The organism is Enterobacter genomosp. O (assembly GCF_001022965.1).
GTDB lineage: Bacteria > Pseudomonadota > Gammaproteobacteria > Enterobacterales > Enterobacteriaceae > Enterobacter > Enterobacter cloacae_L.
The window spans coordinates 226,039-243,808 of record NZ_LECZ01000025.1 but is presented as its reverse complement, the minus strand read 5'-3'; the positions used below and the strand labels follow the sequence as shown (position 1 = coordinate 243,808).

Sequence of the window (17,770 nt, the reverse complement as noted above, 5' to 3'; positions counted from 1 at the left end):
GATGCGATTGTTGAACTGGCGACGTCAGGCCGTTTTAAACGCTATGCCGGGGCTCAAACCGGAACATATCCGCACGCCGTGGTCCGAATTCTGGCGGCGTTTTCGCCGTCAGTCGGTTGCGATGGCGGCGGGACTGTTTGTGCTGCTGCTGATTGCGGTGGCGATCGTTGCGCCGTGGGTAGCGCCATTTGATGCGGAAAACTATTTTGACTACGACCGTCTGAACGACGGGCCTTCAATGCTGCACTGGTTTGGCGTGGACTCCCTCGGGCGCGATATCTTCAGCCGCGTGCTGGTCGGGGCGCAAATCTCCCTTGCCGCCGGCGTTTTCGCGGTGCTGATCGGCGCGACCATCGGTACCGTGCTGGGTCTGGTTGCCGGGTATTACGAAGGCTGGTGGGACCGCATCATTATGCGCATCTGCGACGTGCTGTTTGCTTTTCCCGGCATTCTGCTGGCGATTGCGGTGGTGGCGATAATGGGCAGCGGCATGGCGAACGTTATTATCGCGGTGGCGGTCTTTTCGATTCCGGCGTTCGCGCGCCTGGTGCGCGGCAACACGCTGGTGCTGAAGCAGCAGACCTTTATCGAATCTGCCCGCAGTATGGGCGCCAGCGACGCCACGATCCTGTTCAGCCATATTCTGCCGGGTACGGTGTCGTCCATCGTGGTCTATTTCACCATGCGTATCGGCGTGTCGATAATCTCCGCGGCCAGCCTGTCGTTTCTGGGATTAGGGGCTCAGCCTCCGACGCCGGAGTGGGGCGCGATGCTGAATGAGGCGAGGGCAGATATGGTGATTGCGCCGCACGTGGCGATCTTCCCGAGTCTGGCAATTTTCCTGACCGTGCTGGCGTTTAACCTGCTGGGTGACGGGCTGCGCGACGCGCTGGATCCGAGGATTAAGGGGTAGGGCTTCCCCTCACCCCGGCCCTCTCCCCAAAGGGGCGAGGGGGAAAAGACCGCACCGAGCAGTCCCCTCTCCCCTATGGGGAGAGGGTTAGGGTGAGGGGACGTTGGCTAATTAAACCCGGCTACCCCACAGGTCATACTCGTCCGCGTTTTCAACCTTCACGCGAATGATATCACCCGGCTTAACGCTGGTTTCGCCGTTCAGGTAAACTGCACCGTCGATTTCCGGGGCGTCCGCCATGCTGCGGCCAATCGCGCCCTCTTCGTCCACTTCATCAACGATCACCATGATCTCGCGGCCCACTTTCTCCTGCAGGCGTTCAGCAGAGATCTGCTGCTGCAACTGCATGAAGCGGTTCCAGCGCTCTTCTTTCACCTCTTCCGGCACCTGATCCGCCAGTTCGTTGGCGGTTGCGCCCTCTACCGGGCTGTACTTGAAGCAGCCGACGCGGTCCAGACGCGCTTCTTTCAGGAAGTCGAGCAGCATCTGGAAATCTTCTTCGGTTTCACCCGGGAAGCCGACGATGAAGGTGGAGCGCAGGGTCAGGTCAGGGCAGATTTCACGCCACTGCTTGATGCGCGCCAGCTGGCGGTCAACGGAGCCAGGACGCTTCATCAGCTTCAGGATACGCGGGCTGGCGTGCTGCAGCGGGATATCCAGATACGGCAGAATTTTGCCTTCCGCCATCAGCGGGATCACGTCGTCAACGTGCGGGTAAGGATAGACGTAGTGCAGGCGCGTCCAGATACCGAGTTTAGACAGCTGCTCGCACAGGCCGACCATGCTGGTTTTCACCGGCTCGCCGTTGTGGAAGCCGGAGCGGTGCTTGACGTCCACGCCGTAAGCTGAGGTGTCCTGGGAGATGACCAGCAGCTCCTTCACGCCCGCGTCAGCCAGACGTTTCGCTTCCGCCAGCACTTCGCCAATCGGACGGCTTACCAGATCGCCACGCATGGATGGGATGATGCAGAAGGTGCAGCGATGGTTGCAACCTTCGGAAATTTTTAAGTAAGCGTAGTGGCGCGGCGTTAGCTTCACGCCCTGTTCCGGCACGAGGCTCAGGAACGGGTTGTGCTTTGGTTTTGGCACGTAGTGATGAACATGTTCCAGCACCTGCTCGTAGCTGTGTGGGCCGGTGATCTCCAGCACCTTCGGGTGCACTTCGCGGATCTGATCCACTTTCGCGCCCAGGCAGCCGGTGACAATCACTTTGCCGTTTTCCGTCAGGGCTTCACCGATGGCTTCCAGTGACTCCTGAACCGCGCTGTCGATAAACCCGCAGGTGTTAACGATCACCATATCGGCGTTGTCGTAGCTTGGCACCACGTCATAGCCCTCGGTGCGCAGTTCGGTCAGGATGCGTTCTGAATCCACCAGGTTTTTCGGGCAGCCCAGGGAGACGAAGCCGATTTTCGGCTGGTGCGTAACATTGCTCATAGGTTAAAAATTCATCAATTATGGAGTTATCAGGGCGGGATTTTACAGCGTATCGCGGGGGATTTATACACTCTTTGCAAGGCGGATGCGTCGGGCAGACGTTGTAACATTGTAAATAATGTTAATCAGTTAAGAATAATTGATCTCAGGCATTAAACTGTACAAAAAATGTACTTATCCTGAGTATGCACAATGGCTGACAGAGGAGGAAAGAGCATGACCGTTGACAGACTAAAACGCGATCTGCTGAACAAGCTGATCAACGCCCGAATCGACCTGGCCGCGTACCTGCAGTTGAGGAAGGCAAAAGGGTATATGTCAGTCAGCGAAAGCGAACATCTGCGTGATAACCTGTTTGAACTTTGCAATTTCATGCGTGAAAAAGCACCGATCCTGAAAGCGAGATACGGCGAAAGTGAGCTGATAGCGCTGCGCCGCTCCGCTGAGGTGCTCTCCATCGCAGGGGTGTGTCTGATGAACGGACGCCACGACTGCCCGAATTTTATCGCTGTTAACGCGGAGAAGCTTGAAAACTGCCTGACCACGCTCTCTCTATGCATCATGTGTCTGAACGAGCACGAGAAGCTTGAACAACACTGATCCCGGGGGAGGCAACTCCCCCTTCTGATTAAGCTTTTGTAAAAGTGATAACGCCCCCGGACGCAGTGGCTAACCTTTATGCCATATGCCGATAAAGGAGCGCGTTATGCATCGATCCTCGCTGATTTTCCTGCCCGCGTTGTTATTTCCCTTTTCGCTGCTTGCTGCGCCTGAGGCGGTCAGGGTCGAGGTGCTGCAAAACAGACTCGATCACCCCTGGTCCCTGGCGTTCCTGCCGGACAACCAAGGGCTGCTGGTCACCCTGAAGGGCGGTCAGCTCAAGCGCTGGCAGGCCGGAAAAGGGCTTTCCGATCCGATTGTCGGGGTACCGAAGGTCTGGGCAAACGGCCAGGGAGGATTGCTGGACGTGGTCCTCGCGCCGGATTTTAAACAATCGCGCCGCATCTGGCTCAGCTACGCCGAAGCAGGGAATGACGGCAAAGCCGGCACGGCGGTGGCTATGGCCGGTTAAGCGACGACTTTACGCGCATTGAAGCCTTCCAGGTGGTGTTCCGCCAGATGCCGAAACTCTCTACCGGTAACCATTTTGGTGGGCGACTGGTGTTCGACGGCAAAGGCTCTCTCTTTATCGGACTCGGCGAGAACAACCAGCGGCCCACGGCGCAGGACCTGGACAAATTACAGGGCAAAGTGGTGCGCCTCACCGAAGACGGCAAAGTGCCGCCGGATAACCCCTTTGTGCATACTCCCGGCGCGCGGCCTGAAATCTGGTCCTACGGTATTCGCAACCCGCAGGGGATGGCGATGAACCCCTGGAGCGACACGCTGTGGCTGAACGAGCACGGCCCGCGCGGCGGGGATGAGATTAATATTCCGGAGAAAGGGAAAAACTACGGCTGGCCGCTGGCGACGCACGGCATTAACTACAGCGGGCTGAAAATTCCGGAAGCCAAAGGCGAGCACGTTGAGGGAACCGAAAAACCGCTGTTCGTCTGGAAGGTCTCACCGGCCGTAAGCGGCATGGCGTTTTACAACAGCGACGTCTTCCCGCAGTGGAAAAACAAGCTTTTTATCGGCGCGCTGAAGGAGAAGAACGTGATCGTGCTGAGCGTGGAGGGTAACAAGGTGACGGAGGACGGGCGAATTCTGGGCGACCGGGATCAACGTATTCGCGATGTGCGGGTGGGGTCGGATGGGTATCTGTACGTCCTGACGGATGAGACGGACGGGCAGCTGTTGAAAGTCAGCCCGTCCGGCGCGTAATCAGGTTACCGGGATCATCACGACGTTACGGTACGCCGGGCGCTCGCTCAGCTGTTTAAGCCAGCGCTCAAGATGAGGGCGCGGCGTCCACTTCAGGCCCATGTTGGTCAGGTTCCAGACGAACGGCGCCACGGCGATATCGCCTGTGCCGAACGCGTCACCGGAGAACCAGGCGTGCTTCGCCAGCTCGTCATCCATCATCGCAAACAGATTTTCGCAGGCATCCTGCGCGGCATGAATAGCGGGATAGTCACGTTCGGCTTCCGGCGTGCGGATAAGCCCCATCAGGATCACGCGGTGGGTAGGGGAAAGCGTCTGGTTTGCCCAGTCCATCCACTTTTCGCCCTGGGCGCGGCGGGCCGGGTTTTCGACCCACAGACGACCCTGCCCGTACTGGGCGGCCAGGTAACGAACAATGGTGTTGGATTCCCAAAGCGTGGCGTCTGTTTCATCATCGCGCAGTAGCGGCACCAGGCCGTTCGGGTTCATGGCCAGATAGTCGGCCTCTTTATTCACGCCAAACGACATGCCTGCCATGATTTGATTGAACGGTAAATCCAGCTCTTCCAGCGTCCAGAGCACTTTCTTAACGTTGGTCGAATTATTCCTGCCCCACAGCGTAATCATATTTACTCCAGATGAGATGTGAATCCGAATCAGCTTTTCGCCATGGTGAGATAAACCTAACAATTACGCAACAGAAGACAAAAAAAACGTCTTAATCAAAGCGTATCTGAATGTTATTGCATAAACTTTAATAACTTTACCCTGGTTGGGTTTCTTTAACCGTTTTAGTGCGCTATTACTCATCGCTTCTTGCGACACGGTGATGTGACGTAATTTTTGAATGGACACTCGGGTGGCATTTATGACGCGAAAAATGACTTCTCTGCGCAGCCTGGCGGCAGGTTCTGCGCTCCTTTTCCTGTTTGCACCAACTCTCTATGCAGCTGAGCAGGCTGCGCCAGAAGCGCCACCTGTGGATGCGCGCGCCTGGATCCTGATGGACTACTCCAGCGGTAAAGTGCTGGCGGAAGGCAACGCGGATGAGAAACTCGACCCGGCAAGCCTGACCAAAATCATGACCAGCTATGTGGTAGGCCAGGCGTTAAAAGCAGGCAAGATCAAGCTTGACGATATGGTTACCATCGGGAAGGACGCCTGGGCGACCGGCAACCCCGCGCTGCGCGGGTCATCGGTAATGTTCCTGAAGCCGGGCGATCAGGTTTCCGTATCGGATTTGAATAAAGGGGTGATTATCCAGTCCGGCAACGATGCCTGTATCGCGCTGGCGGATTACGTCGCGGGCAGTCAGGATTCATTTATCGGTCTGATGAATGGCTACGCGCAAAAGCTGGGCCTGACCAACACCACCTTTAAAACCGTTCACGGCCTGGATGCGCCGGGCCAGTTCAGCACCGCGCGCGACATGGCGCTGCTGGGGAAAGCGCTTATTCACGACGTGCCGGATGAATACGCCATCCACAAAGAGAAAGAGTTTACCTTCAATAAAATCCGCCAGCCGAACCGCAACCGCCTGCTGTGGAGCAGCAACGTTAACGTGGACGGGATGAAAACCGGCACCACGGCCGGCGCGGGTTACAACCTGGTGGCCTCCGCGACGCAGGGCGATATGCGCCTGATCTCGGTGGTGCTGGGGACCAAAACCGACCGCATCCGTTTTAACGAATCAGAAAAACTTCTGACCTGGGGATTCCGCTTCTATGAAACCGTGACGCCAATTAAACCGGATGCCACGTTCGTCAGCCAGCGCGTCTGGTTTGGTGACAAGAGCGAAGTGAATCTGGGGGCGGGTGAAGCGGGCTCGGTGACCATTCCGCGCGGCCAGCTGAAAAACCTGAAGGCCAGCTACACCCTGACCGATCCGCAGCTCACCGCGCCGCTGAAAAAAGGCCAGGTGGTCGGGACGATTGATTTCCAGCTTAACGGTAAGTCGATTGAACAGCGTCCGCTGATTGTGATGGAAGCGGTAGAAGAGGGCGGCTTCTTCAGCCGGATGTGGGACTTCGTGATGGTGAAATTCCACGGTTGGTTTGGCAGCTGGTTCAGCTGAGTTTTTTGCCGGGTGGCGGCTTCGCCTTACCCGGCCTACGTTTTTCGCCCTCTCCCTGTGGGAGAGGGCCGGGGTGAGGGCATCAGACCGCACCCCACTTAATACATCAACTTCACCTGCTGCGCCTTCGCATGCGCCACGATCTCGTCATCCGGACGGCAATCGCTCACAATGGCGTCAAACTGCGCCAGTTCACCCATTCTCGCCGAACGCACCTTGCCAAACTTGCTGTGGTCAACCACCAGCACATGGTACTGCGCTGCGCTTAGCGCCCAGTGCTTCACCGGCAGCTCTTCCAGGTTAAAGCAGGTCGCGCCCTGACGCACGTTCACGCCCGCAGCGGAATAAAACGCGATATCCGGGCAGAGATTGCTGAGCGTGTCCTGCAGGTTAAGCGGCTTAAAGATCGCGTTGCTGGCGTGAAACTCACCGCCGCAGAGGATCACCCGGCACTCGGGTTTCTCCTGAAGCGCCAGAAAGGTGTTCAGGGAGTAGCACACGGCGGTAAAGGGAATGCTGCTGTCGATGGCTTCGATAATCCACGGCGTGGTGGTACCGCAGTCAAAAAACAGGGTCTGGTGCGGCTGTACCAGCGAAGCCGCAAGCCGTGCGGCTTTGCGCTTCTCTTCAACCAGGCGCGTCTTCTGGTCGCTGATCAGATAATGGCTGGCGCTGCGCGGTTCAAGCACAATATACCCGCCCAGCAGCACGACGGGCGCGCTTTCGCTGTTCAGATCCCGACGAATGGTCATCTCTGAGACGCCGAGGAGGTTGGCGGCTTCCTTAAGATGCAGCTTATCGCTGCGCTTCAGCGCCTGTAGCAGCTGAGCAATGCGGTCATCGCGACGTGTTTCCATAGTTCCTCGGGATAAAAAAGTGAACCCCCGCAGGGCGGGGGTTCAAGTGTAACCCGTCAGGTCGGGGTTAGTCACGTATCCAGCCTTTGCGGATCGGGATAGCGAAAATGGCGCGATAGAGGGTAGAGAGCCCGCGGTAGAGCGCTTCACCAAAGAGACTCCACAGAATCGCCGCGCTCACGCAGCCAATCAGCCCCACCAGGAAACCGCCCACCATATCCAGCGGCCAGTGGACGCCCAGGTAAACGCGAGACCAGGCGATGGCCACGGCGACCATCATCAGCACCGCACCCGACCACAGGCGATGCCAGAACAGGAAGGCCAGCGCGAAGGTAAAGATCACCGTACCGTGATCGCTCGGGAAAGAGTCATCCGGCGCATGGTGCAGGAAGGTATAGCCGACGTGATCGACAAAAGGACGATCGTGCGGGAAGGCGTGACCCAGAATGTAGCTCAGCAGTACGCTAACTCCGAGCGCCATCGCCACTTTGATCACCAGCTGGCGCTGCGCTTTCACCTGGCTACGGGGACCCCACAGCCAGAGGATGGCTGCCAGCACAGGCACGATGCTGATCAGATCTTTCGCCAGAAAGATGGCAAAGTCGATTGTCCACTCGGGCGAGGCCGGGGTGGCGTTGATCAGATAAAACAGCTGATAATTCAGACTCTCTAACATAGCGTTATCACTCTTTAGCAAACCGGGTGGAAATAAGGCCATAAACCACCACCTGGGAAAACCAGACCCACCACCCAGCCCACAGGTTGTGAGAGAAAAAATGTGCCCCGCGCATGACCTGGCCGTAACCCATCGCCAGACCTAACACCACGCCCAGCGCGACGAAGCACCAGGCAAGACGCGGACGCTCGCGCCAGAAGGCAAAAAACAGCCCCATCACCATAAAGCCGCTGGAGGCATGACCGCCGGGGAAACAGCGCCCCGGACCGCTGTCTGCAGGGGCGGAACTGAACAGGGGATAAGACATAGCTTTCCCGCCATATTCCACCAGATCCCACGGGCAGCTGTGATGGCTCACGCTTTTCAATATGCCCACCACCAGCGCGCCAACGCCCATCAGCAGCGCCGCGGTGACCAGCCTGGCGTTACGCTTGTATGCACCGTAAAACAGCGCCACGGCACCCAAGGCGATGGCGACGTATTTCGCCAGGCGATGGTTCAGCAGATCCAGCAGGTGGTCTTTCTGCAGCGGGAAGCTCTGCGTCGCCGCGTCGTACCAAAAGCCGGTTATCCATCTGTCGAGCGCTTCATCGCGCGATAGCCACGTAAACACCACGGCAAGCGCTATCAGCACGAAAAGCTGATAACCATAAAAGCGGGACGGTAAGCGGTAAAGTCGTTTTGTCTTATTTGTCTGTAAGTTAGACAATTCTGAACGGCTGGAGGTGAGTGCCATAATTAGGGGTCGTTGACGAGTAATCGGGGTATCATAAATCTGTCAACTTAAGGAAACCTTAAACGAAGACGATATGTGCTTTATTTCTGTTTATCCTCGATAATTCACTATCTCGGGCTGCGGCATTTCATTACACTCGTCGCGATTTTGTCATTATAAAGAGATTGCATGTTAAACCGTTCTTCTTCTGGTTCACGTCTGGGTCGTCAGGCGTTGCTTTTCCCTCTGTGTCTGGTGCTCTACGAATTCTCTACCTATATCGGCAACGATATGATCCAGCCCGGTATGCTGACCGTTGTGGCGCAGTACAACGCGGGAATCGAGTGGGTACCGACCTCCATGACCGCCTATCTGGCAGGTGGCATGTTTTTGCAGTGGCTGTTAGGCCCGCTGTCGGATCGTATTGGCCGTCGTCCGGTGATGCTGACGGGCGTGGTGTGGTTCATCGTGACCTGTCTCGCCACGCTGCTGGCGCAAAACATTGAGCAATTTACCCTGCTGCGCTTCCTGCAGGGGGTGAGCCTGTGCTTTATCGGTGCCGTGGGGTATGCCGCCATTCAGGAGTCGTTTGAAGAGGCGGTGTGTATCAAAATTACCGCGCTGATGGCGAACGTGGCGCTTATCGCCCCCTTACTCGGGCCGCTGGTGGGTGCCGCGTGGGTGCACGTTGCGCCCTGGGAAGGGATGTTCGTGCTCTTTGCGGTTCTCGCCGCTATCGCCTACTTTGGCCTGCACCGCGCGATGCCGGAAACGGCTACCCGCATCGGCGAGAAACTCTCGCTGAAAGAGCTGGGTCGGGATTACAAAGAAGTGCTGAAGAATGGCCGCTTTGTGGCGGGGGCGCTGGCGACAGGGTTCGTTAGCCTGCCGCTGCTGGCATGGATAGCCCAGTCACCGGTCATTATCATCAGCGGTGAAAAGCTCAGCAGCTACGAGTACGGCCTGCTGCAGGTGCCGATCTTTGGCGCGCTGATTATCGGGAACCTGGTGCTGGCACGTCTGACGTCACGCCGCACCGTGCGTTCACTGATTATCATGGGCGGCTGGCCGATTGCGGCAGGACTGATTCTGGCTGCGGTGGCGACCGTCGCGTCATCCCACGCCTATCTGTGGATGACGGCGGGGCTCAGCCTCTACGCCTTCGGGATCGGCGTGGCGAACGCCGGGCTGGTGCGCCTGACGCTGTTTGCCAGCGAGATGAGTAAAGGTACGGTGTCAGCGGCGATGGGGATGCTGCAGATGCTGATTTTTACCGTCGGTATCGAGGTGAGCAAGCATGCCTACGCGATGGGCGGCAACGGTCTGTTCAGCCTGTTTAACCTCGCCAACGGCGCGCTGTGGGTTGGCCTGATGGTGGTGTTCCTGAAAGACAAGCGCGTCGGAAACGCCCTGCAACCTTAATCTTTCTTCCCTCTCCCCTGGGCGAGCTCGGGACAGTCCCCTCTCCCTGTGGGAGAGGGTTAGGGTGAGGGCACCAGACCGCACGGTATCAATTAAACGGCGCCTCTCCATCCAGCACCTTCTCAATCACATCCAGTACGCCTTCGTCGTTATTGTGCGGAGCTTCAAAACGCGCCACCGCTTTAATATGCGGTCTGGCATTCGCCATCGCAAAGCTGAACCCGGACTGGCGCAGCATCTCCACGTCGTTGCCGCTGTCACCGAAGGCCACCACTTCGCTGTCGTCTATGCCCCAGCGCTGTTGCAGGATCCGCAGGCCGTTAGCTTTATGCACGCCGGGGATGATCAGATCGATACTGCCGTGACCGGTGGTGACGGGCACCATGATGTCACTCAGCTTTTCATGCAGCAGCGCCTGAATACGCGGAATTTCCTCGTCAGACACGTTGAGCCCGAACTTGAAGAAAATATCGTTCAGGTTGTCGAAGCCGCTGACCATTTCGAGGCGGTGGTAGTACTTCGCCGCGATATCCTTAAAGCCGTCGTCATAGCATTTCAGCGTGTATGCGCTGCTTTTTCCGCAAGCGATGATCTCAATGCCCGGCACGTCGCTTAACACGTTCGCGACGGTGTCGAAGTGGGCTTTCGAGAGTTCACCGTTAAAGACGTCTTCACCTTCGCTCACGACCCAGCCGCCGTTTTCGGCGACGAACGCGATTTCATGCGCAATCTCCGGGAAAAAGGAGATGAGCTGGTAGTACTGGTTGCCGCTGGCAACCACGAAGCGAATGCCTTGCGCCTTCATGCGGGCGTACTGCGCCAGAAAGCGCGGGCGGTTGTAGGTCTTGGCGTCGCTCAAAAAAGTGCCATCCATGTCGACGGCGATCAGTTTAACGCTCATATCCCTTCTCCAGTGTCGTTTGGTTCGTTTCCGGCTTTGCCACCGCGCGCGCCACCAGCGCCGCAATGATGACCAACCCTAATACCACAAGCATGGCGCTGCGCAGCCCGTAGTGCTCGCCGAGGAAGCCGAGCAGCGGCGGCCCGACCAGGAAAGCGAGATAGCCCGTGGTCGCCACCACGCTGACGCGCGTCGGGGCATCCGGGCCGGTGTCGCTGGCGGCCGAAATGGTCAGCGGGAAGCCGAGCGACGCGCCCAGTCCCCAGAGGATCACCGAGACGCCGGCAATCCAGTCCACATCCACAAAGATGATCATCGCGATGCCGAGGCCGCCGAGCAGGGCGCTGGCGCGCACTACTGCCACGCGGCTATAGCGGTCGATAAACCAGCCGCCGGTGAAGCGCCCGACGGTCATCCCCAGCGTAAACCCGGCGTAAATCAGCGAGCCGGAGGTCGGGCTAAAGCCGTGGCCGTCCACCATCAGCAGCGGCAGCCAGTCGTTGGCGGAACCTTCCGCGAACGCCATCGCCAGCACCACCACGCCGATCAGCATCAGCTGGAAATCGCGGTAGAAGGGCAGCCCTTTTTCGACCGAATGCTGTTCGTCAGCGGAGTTTTTGCCGGTGCCGTCCGGGATGGCCCGGATGCCGGTCAGAATCGGAATGATGCACACCAGCGCCGCCAGCAGGATATGCAGATTGGCGCTCACGCCAGAGGCCGTCAGCGCCATACCGACGCCGGCACCGGCCAGCGTGCCGAGGCTATAAAAGCCGTGCATCATTGGCAGCACGGTTTTGTTCATCTCGCGCTCGACCGCCGCCCCTTCAACGTTGATGGCAACTTCCGCCGAGCCGAAGCTGCCGCCAAATACCGTCAGCCCCAGGGCGAACAGCAGCGGCGACGCACACCACAGCGCGGCGCTCAGCACGATCATCCCGACCACCGCGAAGCACATGGTGGTGCGGATCACCGCCCGCGTACCGAAGCGCTTCACCAGCCATGCGGAGCAGAGGATGCCGCTCATCGAGCCTATCGACAGCCCGAACAGCACGATGCCCATCTCAGCGGTAGAGACGGACAAAATATCGCGAATGGCTGGCGTACGCGTGGCCCAGGAGGCCATCAGCAGGCCGGGAATAAAGAAAAACATAAATAGCGCCCACAGGCGTAGCTGCAGGGCTTTACGGGGAGAGGTCAGCGTCATTGGGGTAGCACCAGAAGTACAACAATAGCGACAACACTAGCAAGTTTGTGTACATTTGTACATAAACCACGTGAGGAATTTATGAGCAGACCACCGAACGATCCGCATCGCCGGGAGAAGATCCTGCAGGCAACGCTCGATACCATCGCCGAGCACGGTATTCAAGCCGTCACGCATCGTAAAATCGCCACCTGCGCGGGCGTGCCGCTGGGGTCGATGACCTACTATTTCGACGGCATGGAGCCGCTGCTGGAGGAGGCCTTCACGTGGTTTACCCGCCAGATGTCGCAGCAGTACCGGGATTTCTTCGCCGGCGTTACCGGGCCGGAAATGGCGTGTGAATCCATCACCACGCTGATCCACAGCTCTCAGGTGACCACGCCGCACAACATGGCGCTGATGTATCAGCTTTACGCCTTTATGCACCGCAGCGCGGCGCTTAAAACGGTGATGCAGGACTGGATGAAGATGAGCCAGACCACGCTGGAGCAGTGGTTCGACCCGGCCACCACCCGCGCGCTGGATGCGTTTATCGAAGGGATGACGCTGCACTACGTCACTGACCGGGCGCCCTTAACCCGCGAAGAGATCCGTGCCATGGTGGGCAGGATTGCGGGCGAGGGCTAGGTTGCGCCCGCGGTCATATTGACGGTGGTTCCCGTCATGGCGCCTGCCGCATCTGACGCCAGAAACGCAATGGTGTCTGCCACCTGCGCCAGCGTTGGCAGGCGATGCGTCAGGGTGCTTTGCGCGGCGCCGCCGAGAAACTGCTCGACCGTAATGCCCATCGCCTGCGCCTTGGCGGCGAAAATGGCACCCACATACGAACCCGCCTGCACCGCGTCGGCTATTGCGTGAGAACGCACGCAGAGTACGCGAATATTTTGTGTCCCCAGCTCTGCCGCGAGCGCCCGGGTCAAGGCTTCCGTTCCCGCGCAGCCGACGATATGCCCGAGGTGGCCCGCCATCGTCATGTTTGCGGCCGGGGCGACGACGGTAATTATGGTTCCGGCATGCTCGCCGCCCATGCGGGGCGACACGGCTTTCGCAATGTTGAAATATGCTGCCAGGAAAGGATCGAAACCCTGTTGGAATTCGCTGAGCGTTAACGCCTCCAGGCGTTTGCCCTGATCGTGCATAAAGCCCGTGGCGTTGACGACGATATCAATGCGGGCAAGGTCGGGGAGCTGCGCGGAGGCATCGAGCGCATCGAAAACAAACGTGCTGGCAGACCCGCCGTCGGCGCGAATACTGTCGACGACCGGCTCGAGCCTGGCGTGGCTGCGCGCGGCGAGGTACACATCCGCTCCCTCGCGCGCCAGCGCGTGCGCCGCTGCGCTGCCGATAGCGCCGCTGCCGCCGAAGATGACGGCGGTTTTATTTTTAAGACCCATACCTGCATCCCCTCACCAGACCTAACCCTCAACAGTATGTGCCGGGTTTCGGCTGATGCAACCCGGCCGGTGGGCGGGATATGCCGCGGGCAAGCCTTACTGCGCCATTATCAATAGCTTACTTTTGCGAGATTTTTTTCCCGCTGGCGTCCACCACGGCTTCGCCATCCTCTTTGGTAAACGCCCCTTTTTGCGCGTCCGGCAGGATGTCGAGGACGACTTCAGACGGGCGGCACAGGCGCGTGCCCAGCGGCGTCACCACGATCGGACGGTTAATCAGGATCGGGTGCTGAAGCATAAAATCGATAAGCTGCTCGTCGGTGAACTTATCTTCGACAAGACCGAGCTGTTCATAGGGCTCCACGTTTTTACGCAGCAGATCCCGCACTGAAATCCCCATATCGGCAATCAGTGTGGTCAGCGTATCGCGCGACGGCGGCGTTTCCAGATAAAGAACGATCTCTGGCTCCGCGCCGCTGTTGCGGATCATCTCCAGCGTGTTGCGCGAGGTGCCGCAGGCCGGGTTGTGATAAATGGTGATGTGGCTCATATCAGTGGCTCATTACAGTGTGAAGGAGAGACGCAGCGCCAGCGCGGCGAGCGTCACAAACAGGACCGGCAGCGTCATCATGATGCCCGTCCGGAAATAGTAGCCCCAGGTAATCGTCATGTTTTTCTGCGCCAGCACGTGGAGCCAGAGCAGGGTGGCGAGGCTGCCGATGGGCGTGATTTTCGGCCCCAGATCGCAGCCAATCACGTTGGCGTAAATCATCGCTTCCTTTATCAATCCCGTAGCCGTGCTGCCATCAATGGAGAGCGCGCCAATCAGCACCGTGGGCATATTGTTCATTATGGATGACAGGAACGCGGTGATGAACCCGGTACCCAGCGTGGTGGCCCACAATCCGTGTCCGGCCAGGCTATTCAATATGCCGGAGAGATACTCCGTCAGCCCGGCATTGCGCAGGCCGTACACCACCAGATACATCCCCAGCGAGAAGATAACGATCTGCCACGGTGCGCCGCGCAGCACTTTTCCTGTATTTATCGCATGTCCGCGTTTTGCGACGGCAAACAATATCAGCGCGCCGACGGTCGCAATGGCGCTGACCGGAATGCCGAGAGGTTCAAGCACGAAGAAGCCGACGAGAAGAAGCAGCAGCACGATCCAGCCCGTTCTGAACGTCGGGAGGTCGTTAATGGCCCGAGCGGGCTCGCGGAGTTTCGCCAGGTCATATTCCGGGGGAGTTTCCTTGCGGAAGAACAGATGCAGCATCACCAGCGTTGCGGCAATCGCGGCGATATCAACCGGGATCATCACCGAGGCGTATTCGCTGAACCCCAGCTTAAAGAAATCTGCCGACACGATGTTGACCAGGTTCGAGACAATCAGCGGCAGGCTGGCGGTATCGGCGATAAAACCCGCTGCCATCACAAACGCCAGCGTGGCCTGTTTGCTGAACCCCAGCGCCAGCAGCATGGCGATAACGATAGGCGTCAGGATCAGCGCCGCGCCGTCATTGGCAAACAGCGCCGCCACGGCTGCGCCCAGCAGCACGATGTACGTAAACAGCAATCGCCCGCAACCGTTCCCCCAGCGGGCGACGTGCAGCGCTGCCCACTCGAAAAAACCGGACTCATCCAGCAGCAGGCTGATAATAATGACGGCGATAAACGTCGCCGTGGCGTTCCAGACAATATTCCAGACTACCGGAATATCGCTAATGTGGATCACGCCACACGCCAGCGCCAGCGCGGCGCCGATGCTGGCGCTCCAGCCGATACTGAGCCCTTTGGGCTGCCAGATGACCAGTACCAGCGTAAACAGAAAAATAGCCCCTGCCAGAAACATCTTCTACTCCGTTATATCTGTTTTTGTGAATGTGTTGTGCTTAGCACGAGCCCGGAAGTCGGTTTTTAAGCTTCAGGCGCGTCTCTTCCCGCAGGCAGTTCCAGCTGGTGTCGATAACGGTAGCCGCCCACGCAGGCATGTTCGGAGACAAACGGTAATAGACCCATTTCCCCTCACGGCGATCGATAACCAGCCCGGATTCGCGCAGCAGGGCCATATGGCGGGAGACTTTCGGCTGAGATTCGGCCGTGGCGGAGCAGAGATCGCAGACGCACAGCTCACCGGCTTCGCGGAGCAGCATGACGATGGCGAGCCGCGTTTCGTCGGAGAGGGTTTTGAATAGCTGGAGCGGGTGGAGCATGGGGTTTCCTGCGGGTGTGATTTTTATATATGTTTAATCATATGTGTTTTGGTGGCAAGAGAAAAGGTGAGATTAGAGGAAGGGGAATTTCAGGCAACAAAAAACCCATCAACCTTGAACCAAAACGGCGGGGTTGATGGGCTCCACAAATTGGGGACATCAAAGAAAAGCAGTGGCACTAGTTATGACTGCCCCCTAATAAAAAAGTTCTGCGCAAAGCGAAAATATTTTCCGCTTTGCGCAAACTTAGGAGTTATCCGAGTCCAGGCCAGATGATAATGATCAGCGTACCCGCCAGCGTCAGCAGCACGTTAGCGATAGCGTATGTGCCCGCATACCCCAGCGCCGGGATGTTGCTGCGCGCGGTGTCGCTGATGATTTCCATGGCTGGCGCACAGGTTCGCGCCCCCATCATCGCCCCGAAGAGCAGGGCGCGGTTCATGCGCAGCACGTAGGCGCCGAACAGGAAGCAAATAACGACCGGCACCAGGCTGACGATAAGTCCGGAAACCAACATCTGCCAGCCGACGGCACCGAGGCTGTGGCCAATGCCGCTGCCGGCGCTTAAACCAACGCCCGCCATAAAGACCATCAGACCGAACTCTTTCACCATGTTCAGCGCGCCCTGCGGAATGTAACCGAAGGTAGGGTGGTTCGCTCGCAGGAAGCCCAGCATGATCCCGGCGAACAGCAGCCCGGCGGCGTTACCGATGCCGAAGCTAAAGTTGCTGAACTGGAAGGTGATCATCCCGATCATCAGGCCAACAATAAAGAAGGCGCAGAAGGCCAGCAGGTCGGTAACCTGGCTGTGAATGGAGATAAAGCCGATGCGATCGGCAACGGTTTTCACGCGTCGCGCGTCGCCGCTGACCTGCAGAACGTCGCCTTTGTTGAGCACAACGTTGTCGTCGATCGGCATTTCAATCTGGCTGCGGATTACGCGGTTGAGGAAGCAGCCGTGGTCGGTCAGCTTCAGCTGGGCCAGACGGCGGCCAACGGCGTTATGGTTTTTCACCACGATCTCTTCGGTGACGATGCGCATGTCGAGCAGGTCGCGGTCGAACACCTCTTTGCCGTTACGGAAGCTCGGGTCGAGACGAGCGTGGGCGTCCGGGTAACCGACCAGCGCAATGTCGTCGCCCATCTGCAGCACCGCGTCGCCGTCCGGGTTCGCCAGAATGCCGTTGCGGCGGATACGTTCGATATAGCAGCCCGTCTGGCGGTAAATCCCCAGCTCGCGCAGGTTTTTGCCGTCTGCCCATGCCACCAGCTCCGGTCCGACGCGGTAGGCGCGGATCACCGGGAGATAGACTTTACGTTTGGAATCGGTATCCAGGCCGCGCTCGCGGGCGATTTGCTGGGCGCTGGTCTGCAGATCCTGATGCTGCAGTTTTGGCAGGTAGCGCGCGCCGACAATCAGGCTCACCAGACCAATCAGATAGGTCAGGGCATAGCCCAGGCTCAGGTGGTCGAGGGCGGTCGAGAGCTGCGCGCCGGCCATGCCGGAATGGCGAAGGGTATCACCGGCACCCACGAGCACGGGGGTAGAGGTCATGGAGCCTGCCAGCATACCGGCCGTTAACCCGATATCCCAGCCAAACAGTTTGCCCAGCCCTAAGGCGATCAGCAGCGCGCTGCCGACCATCACCAGCGCCAGCATCAGATAATTTTTGCCGTCGCGGAAGAAAATTGAAAAAAAGTTAGGTCCCGCTTCCACGCCAACGCAAAAAATAAACAGCATAAAACCTAAGTTGAGCGCGTCCGTGTTAATGCTGAAGTGCTGCTGGCCTAATAATAAGGAGACGACTAAAACGCCAATGGAATTACCAAGTTGAACTGAACCCAGGCGCAATTTACCCAGGCAAAGACCCAGCGCCAGTACCACAAATAATAACAGGATGTAATTCCCATTTAACAAGTCTGCGACGTTTATATTCACGGAGGCTAACTTCTTGTTTACCAGTAAGTTGTTGAATGAAAGGACTTTTTGGGCTACTGTTTTCTGGGTCAGGGAAAGGCGTTAACGCTCCCTGTTTCCTGCTTTATTCCCTAAAACATTAGCTGGCGTGTAGTTTAATCGCATTAGCTACTGACAGCCACTTATTATCGCATCACCCTGTGCGTGCTTTGGCAAGGATTG

General features: G+C 58.0%; 17 protein-coding genes and 1 pseudogene. 6 read left to right on the top strand and 12 right to left on the bottom strand.

Translation table 11 applies throughout. The features are described from left to right. Window position 1: 1 nt before the first annotated feature. A complete protein-coding gene (gene gsiD, locus ABR39_RS11110; RefSeq protein ID WP_047346982.1) occupies window positions 2-913 on the top strand; it encodes a glutathione ABC transporter permease GsiD in 912 nt (303 codons plus the stop codon). Between the two features lie 111 nt (window positions 914-1,024). Here gsiD and rimO read toward each other — a convergent pair whose 3' ends face one another. After that, a complete protein-coding gene (gene rimO, locus ABR39_RS11105) occupies window positions 1,025-2,350 on the bottom strand; it encodes a 30S ribosomal protein S12 methylthiotransferase RimO (protein ID WP_032661331.1) in 1,326 nt (441 codons plus the stop codon). Between the two features lie 216 nt (window positions 2,351-2,566). Between rimO and bssR the strand changes: the two genes are divergently transcribed. Together bssR and ABR39_RS11095 are read left to right on the top strand one after the other, a co-directional pair. Next, entirely contained in the window at window positions 2,567-2,950 is a 384-nt protein-coding gene (gene bssR, locus ABR39_RS11100; RefSeq protein ID WP_047346981.1) for a biofilm formation regulator BssR, read from the top strand. A gap of 106 nt (window positions 2,951-3,056) precedes the next feature. After that, window positions 3,057-4,174, top strand: a pseudogene (locus tag ABR39_RS11095) (PQQ-dependent sugar dehydrogenase). Here ABR39_RS11095 and ABR39_RS11090 read toward each other — a convergent pair. Continuing rightward, the gene (locus ABR39_RS11090) at window positions 4,175-4,801 is read right to left on the bottom strand and encodes a glutathione S-transferase family protein (RefSeq protein WP_047346980.1); all 627 of its coding nucleotides are present in this window, start codon (window positions 4,799-4,801) and stop codon (window positions 4,175-4,177) included. 241 nt (window positions 4,802-5,042) lie between these two features. On the opposite strand from ABR39_RS11090, the gene dacC reads away from it, so the two are divergent. Beyond that, window positions 5,043-6,248: a serine-type D-Ala-D-Ala carboxypeptidase gene (gene dacC, locus ABR39_RS11085; RefSeq protein ID WP_047347379.1), complete on the top strand. Its 1,206-nt coding sequence runs from the start codon at window positions 5,043-5,045 to the stop codon at window positions 6,246-6,248. Window positions 6,249-6,346: 98 nt separating this feature from the next. Here dacC and deoR read toward each other — a convergent pair whose 3' ends face one another. The 3 genes from deoR to ABR39_RS11070 form a co-directional block, all read right to left on the bottom strand. Then, the gene (gene deoR, locus ABR39_RS11080) at window positions 6,347-7,105 is read right to left on the bottom strand and encodes a DNA-binding transcriptional repressor DeoR (protein ID WP_008503427.1); all 759 of its coding nucleotides are present in this window, start codon (window positions 7,103-7,105) and stop codon (window positions 6,347-6,349) included. 67 nt (window positions 7,106-7,172) lie between these two features. Next, window positions 7,173-7,781 carry an undecaprenyl-diphosphate phosphatase gene (gene ybjG, locus ABR39_RS11075; protein ID WP_047346979.1) on the bottom strand — a complete coding sequence of 203 codons (609 nt, stop codon included), beginning with the start codon at window positions 7,779-7,781 and terminating at the stop codon, window positions 7,173-7,175. A gap of 7 nt (window positions 7,782-7,788) precedes the next feature. Then, complete coding sequence (locus ABR39_RS11070) at window positions 7,789-8,517, bottom strand: phosphatase PAP2 family protein (RefSeq protein ID WP_047346978.1); 729 nt, start codon at window positions 8,515-8,517, stop codon at window positions 7,789-7,791. Between the two features lie 168 nt (window positions 8,518-8,685). Between ABR39_RS11070 and ABR39_RS11065 the strand changes: the two genes are divergently transcribed. Further along, the gene (locus ABR39_RS11065) at window positions 8,686-9,918 is read left to right on the top strand and encodes an MFS transporter (protein ID WP_047346977.1); all 1,233 of its coding nucleotides are present in this window, start codon (window positions 8,686-8,688) and stop codon (window positions 9,916-9,918) included. An 88-nt stretch (window positions 9,919-10,006) separates the two neighbouring features. Here the strand turns inward: ABR39_RS11065 and ABR39_RS11060 are convergent, their stop codons facing one another. Next, entirely contained in the window at window positions 10,007-10,819 is an 813-nt protein-coding gene (locus tag ABR39_RS11060) for a Cof-type HAD-IIB family hydrolase (protein ID WP_047346976.1), read from the bottom strand. After that, window positions 10,809-12,023, bottom strand: coding sequence for an MFS transporter (locus tag ABR39_RS11055; RefSeq protein ID WP_047346975.1), 1,215 nt, complete (start codon window positions 12,021-12,023; stop codon window positions 10,809-10,811). Before ABR39_RS11055 ends, ABR39_RS11060 begins: the two co-directional genes overlap by 11 nt. A gap of 81 nt (window positions 12,024-12,104) precedes the next feature. On the opposite strand from ABR39_RS11055, the gene ABR39_RS11050 reads away from it, so the two are divergent. Continuing rightward, window positions 12,105-12,650, top strand: a complete 546-nt coding sequence (locus ABR39_RS11050) for a TetR/AcrR family transcriptional regulator (RefSeq protein ID WP_047346974.1) — start codon at window positions 12,105-12,107, stop codon at window positions 12,648-12,650. Here the strand turns inward: ABR39_RS11050 and ABR39_RS11045 are convergent. From ABR39_RS11045 to ABR39_RS11025, 5 genes are all read right to left on the bottom strand, one after another. Further along, on the bottom strand, window positions 12,647-13,417 hold the full coding sequence (locus ABR39_RS11045; protein WP_047346973.1) for an SDR family NAD(P)-dependent oxidoreductase: 771 nt from the start codon (window positions 13,415-13,417) through the stop codon (window positions 12,647-12,649). The two genes, ABR39_RS11050 and ABR39_RS11045, sit on opposite strands and share 4 nt — an antisense overlap. A 118-nt stretch (window positions 13,418-13,535) precedes the next feature. Continuing rightward, on the bottom strand, window positions 13,536-13,967 hold the full coding sequence (arsC, locus tag ABR39_RS11040; RefSeq protein ID WP_047346972.1) for a glutaredoxin-dependent arsenate reductase: 432 nt from the start codon (window positions 13,965-13,967) through the stop codon (window positions 13,536-13,538). A gap of 12 nt (window positions 13,968-13,979) precedes the next feature. After that, a complete protein-coding gene (locus tag ABR39_RS11035) occupies window positions 13,980-15,269 on the bottom strand; it encodes an arsenic transporter (protein ID WP_047346971.1) in 1,290 nt (429 codons plus the stop codon). Window positions 15,270-15,309: 40 nt separating this feature from the next. Next, on the bottom strand, window positions 15,310-15,630 hold the full coding sequence (locus ABR39_RS11030; RefSeq protein WP_047346970.1) for a metalloregulator ArsR/SmtB family transcription factor: 321 nt from the start codon (window positions 15,628-15,630) through the stop codon (window positions 15,310-15,312). Between the two features lie 253 nt (window positions 15,631-15,883). Continuing rightward, window positions 15,884-17,569 carry an aspartate:alanine antiporter gene (locus ABR39_RS11025; protein ID WP_014169303.1) on the bottom strand — a complete coding sequence of 562 codons (1,686 nt, stop codon included), beginning with the start codon at window positions 17,567-17,569 and terminating at the stop codon, window positions 15,884-15,886. Window positions 17,570-17,770: the final 201 nt, after the last annotated feature.

Bases quoted from the DNA above. Each gene is read 5' to 3' on its own strand.
- gsiD (WP_047346982.1), top strand. From the start codon at position 2: ATGCGATTGTTGAACTGGCGACGTCAGGCCGTTTTAAACGCTATGCCG.
- rimO (WP_032661331.1), bottom strand. From the start codon at position 2,350: ATGAGCAATGTTACGCACCAGCCGAAAATCGGCTTCGTCTCCCTGGGC.
- bssR (WP_047346981.1), top strand. From the start codon at position 2,567: ATGACCGTTGACAGACTAAAACGCGATCTGCTGAACAAGCTGATCAAC.
- ABR39_RS11090 (WP_047346980.1), bottom strand. From the start codon at position 4,801: ATGATTACGCTGTGGGGCAGGAATAATTCGACCAACGTTAAGAAAGTG.
- dacC (WP_047347379.1), top strand. From the start codon at position 5,043: ATGACGCGAAAAATGACTTCTCTGCGCAGCCTGGCGGCAGGTTCTGCG.
- deoR (WP_008503427.1), bottom strand. From the start codon at position 7,105: ATGGAAACACGTCGCGATGACCGCATTGCTCAGCTGCTACAGGCGCTG.
- ybjG (WP_047346979.1), bottom strand. From the start codon at position 7,781: ATGTTAGAGAGTCTGAATTATCAGCTGTTTTATCTGATCAACGCCACC.
- ABR39_RS11070 (WP_047346978.1), bottom strand. From the start codon at position 8,517: ATGGCACTCACCTCCAGCCGTTCAGAATTGTCTAACTTACAGACAAAT.
- ABR39_RS11065 (WP_047346977.1), top strand. From the start codon at position 8,686: ATGTTAAACCGTTCTTCTTCTGGTTCACGTCTGGGTCGTCAGGCGTTG.
- ABR39_RS11060 (WP_047346976.1), bottom strand. From the start codon at position 10,819: ATGAGCGTTAAACTGATCGCCGTCGACATGGATGGCACTTTTTTGAGC.
- ABR39_RS11055 (WP_047346975.1), bottom strand. From the start codon at position 12,023: ATGACGCTGACCTCTCCCCGTAAAGCCCTGCAGCTACGCCTGTGGGCG.
- ABR39_RS11050 (WP_047346974.1), top strand. From the start codon at position 12,105: ATGAGCAGACCACCGAACGATCCGCATCGCCGGGAGAAGATCCTGCAG.
- ABR39_RS11045 (WP_047346973.1), bottom strand. From the start codon at position 13,417: ATGGGTCTTAAAAATAAAACCGCCGTCATCTTCGGCGGCAGCGGCGCT.
- arsC (WP_047346972.1), bottom strand. From the start codon at position 13,967: ATGAGCCACATCACCATTTATCACAACCCGGCCTGCGGCACCTCGCGC.
- ABR39_RS11035 (WP_047346971.1), bottom strand. From the start codon at position 15,269: ATGTTTCTGGCAGGGGCTATTTTTCTGTTTACGCTGGTACTGGTCATC.
- ABR39_RS11030 (WP_047346970.1), bottom strand. From the start codon at position 15,630: ATGCTCCACCCGCTCCAGCTATTCAAAACCCTCTCCGACGAAACGCGG.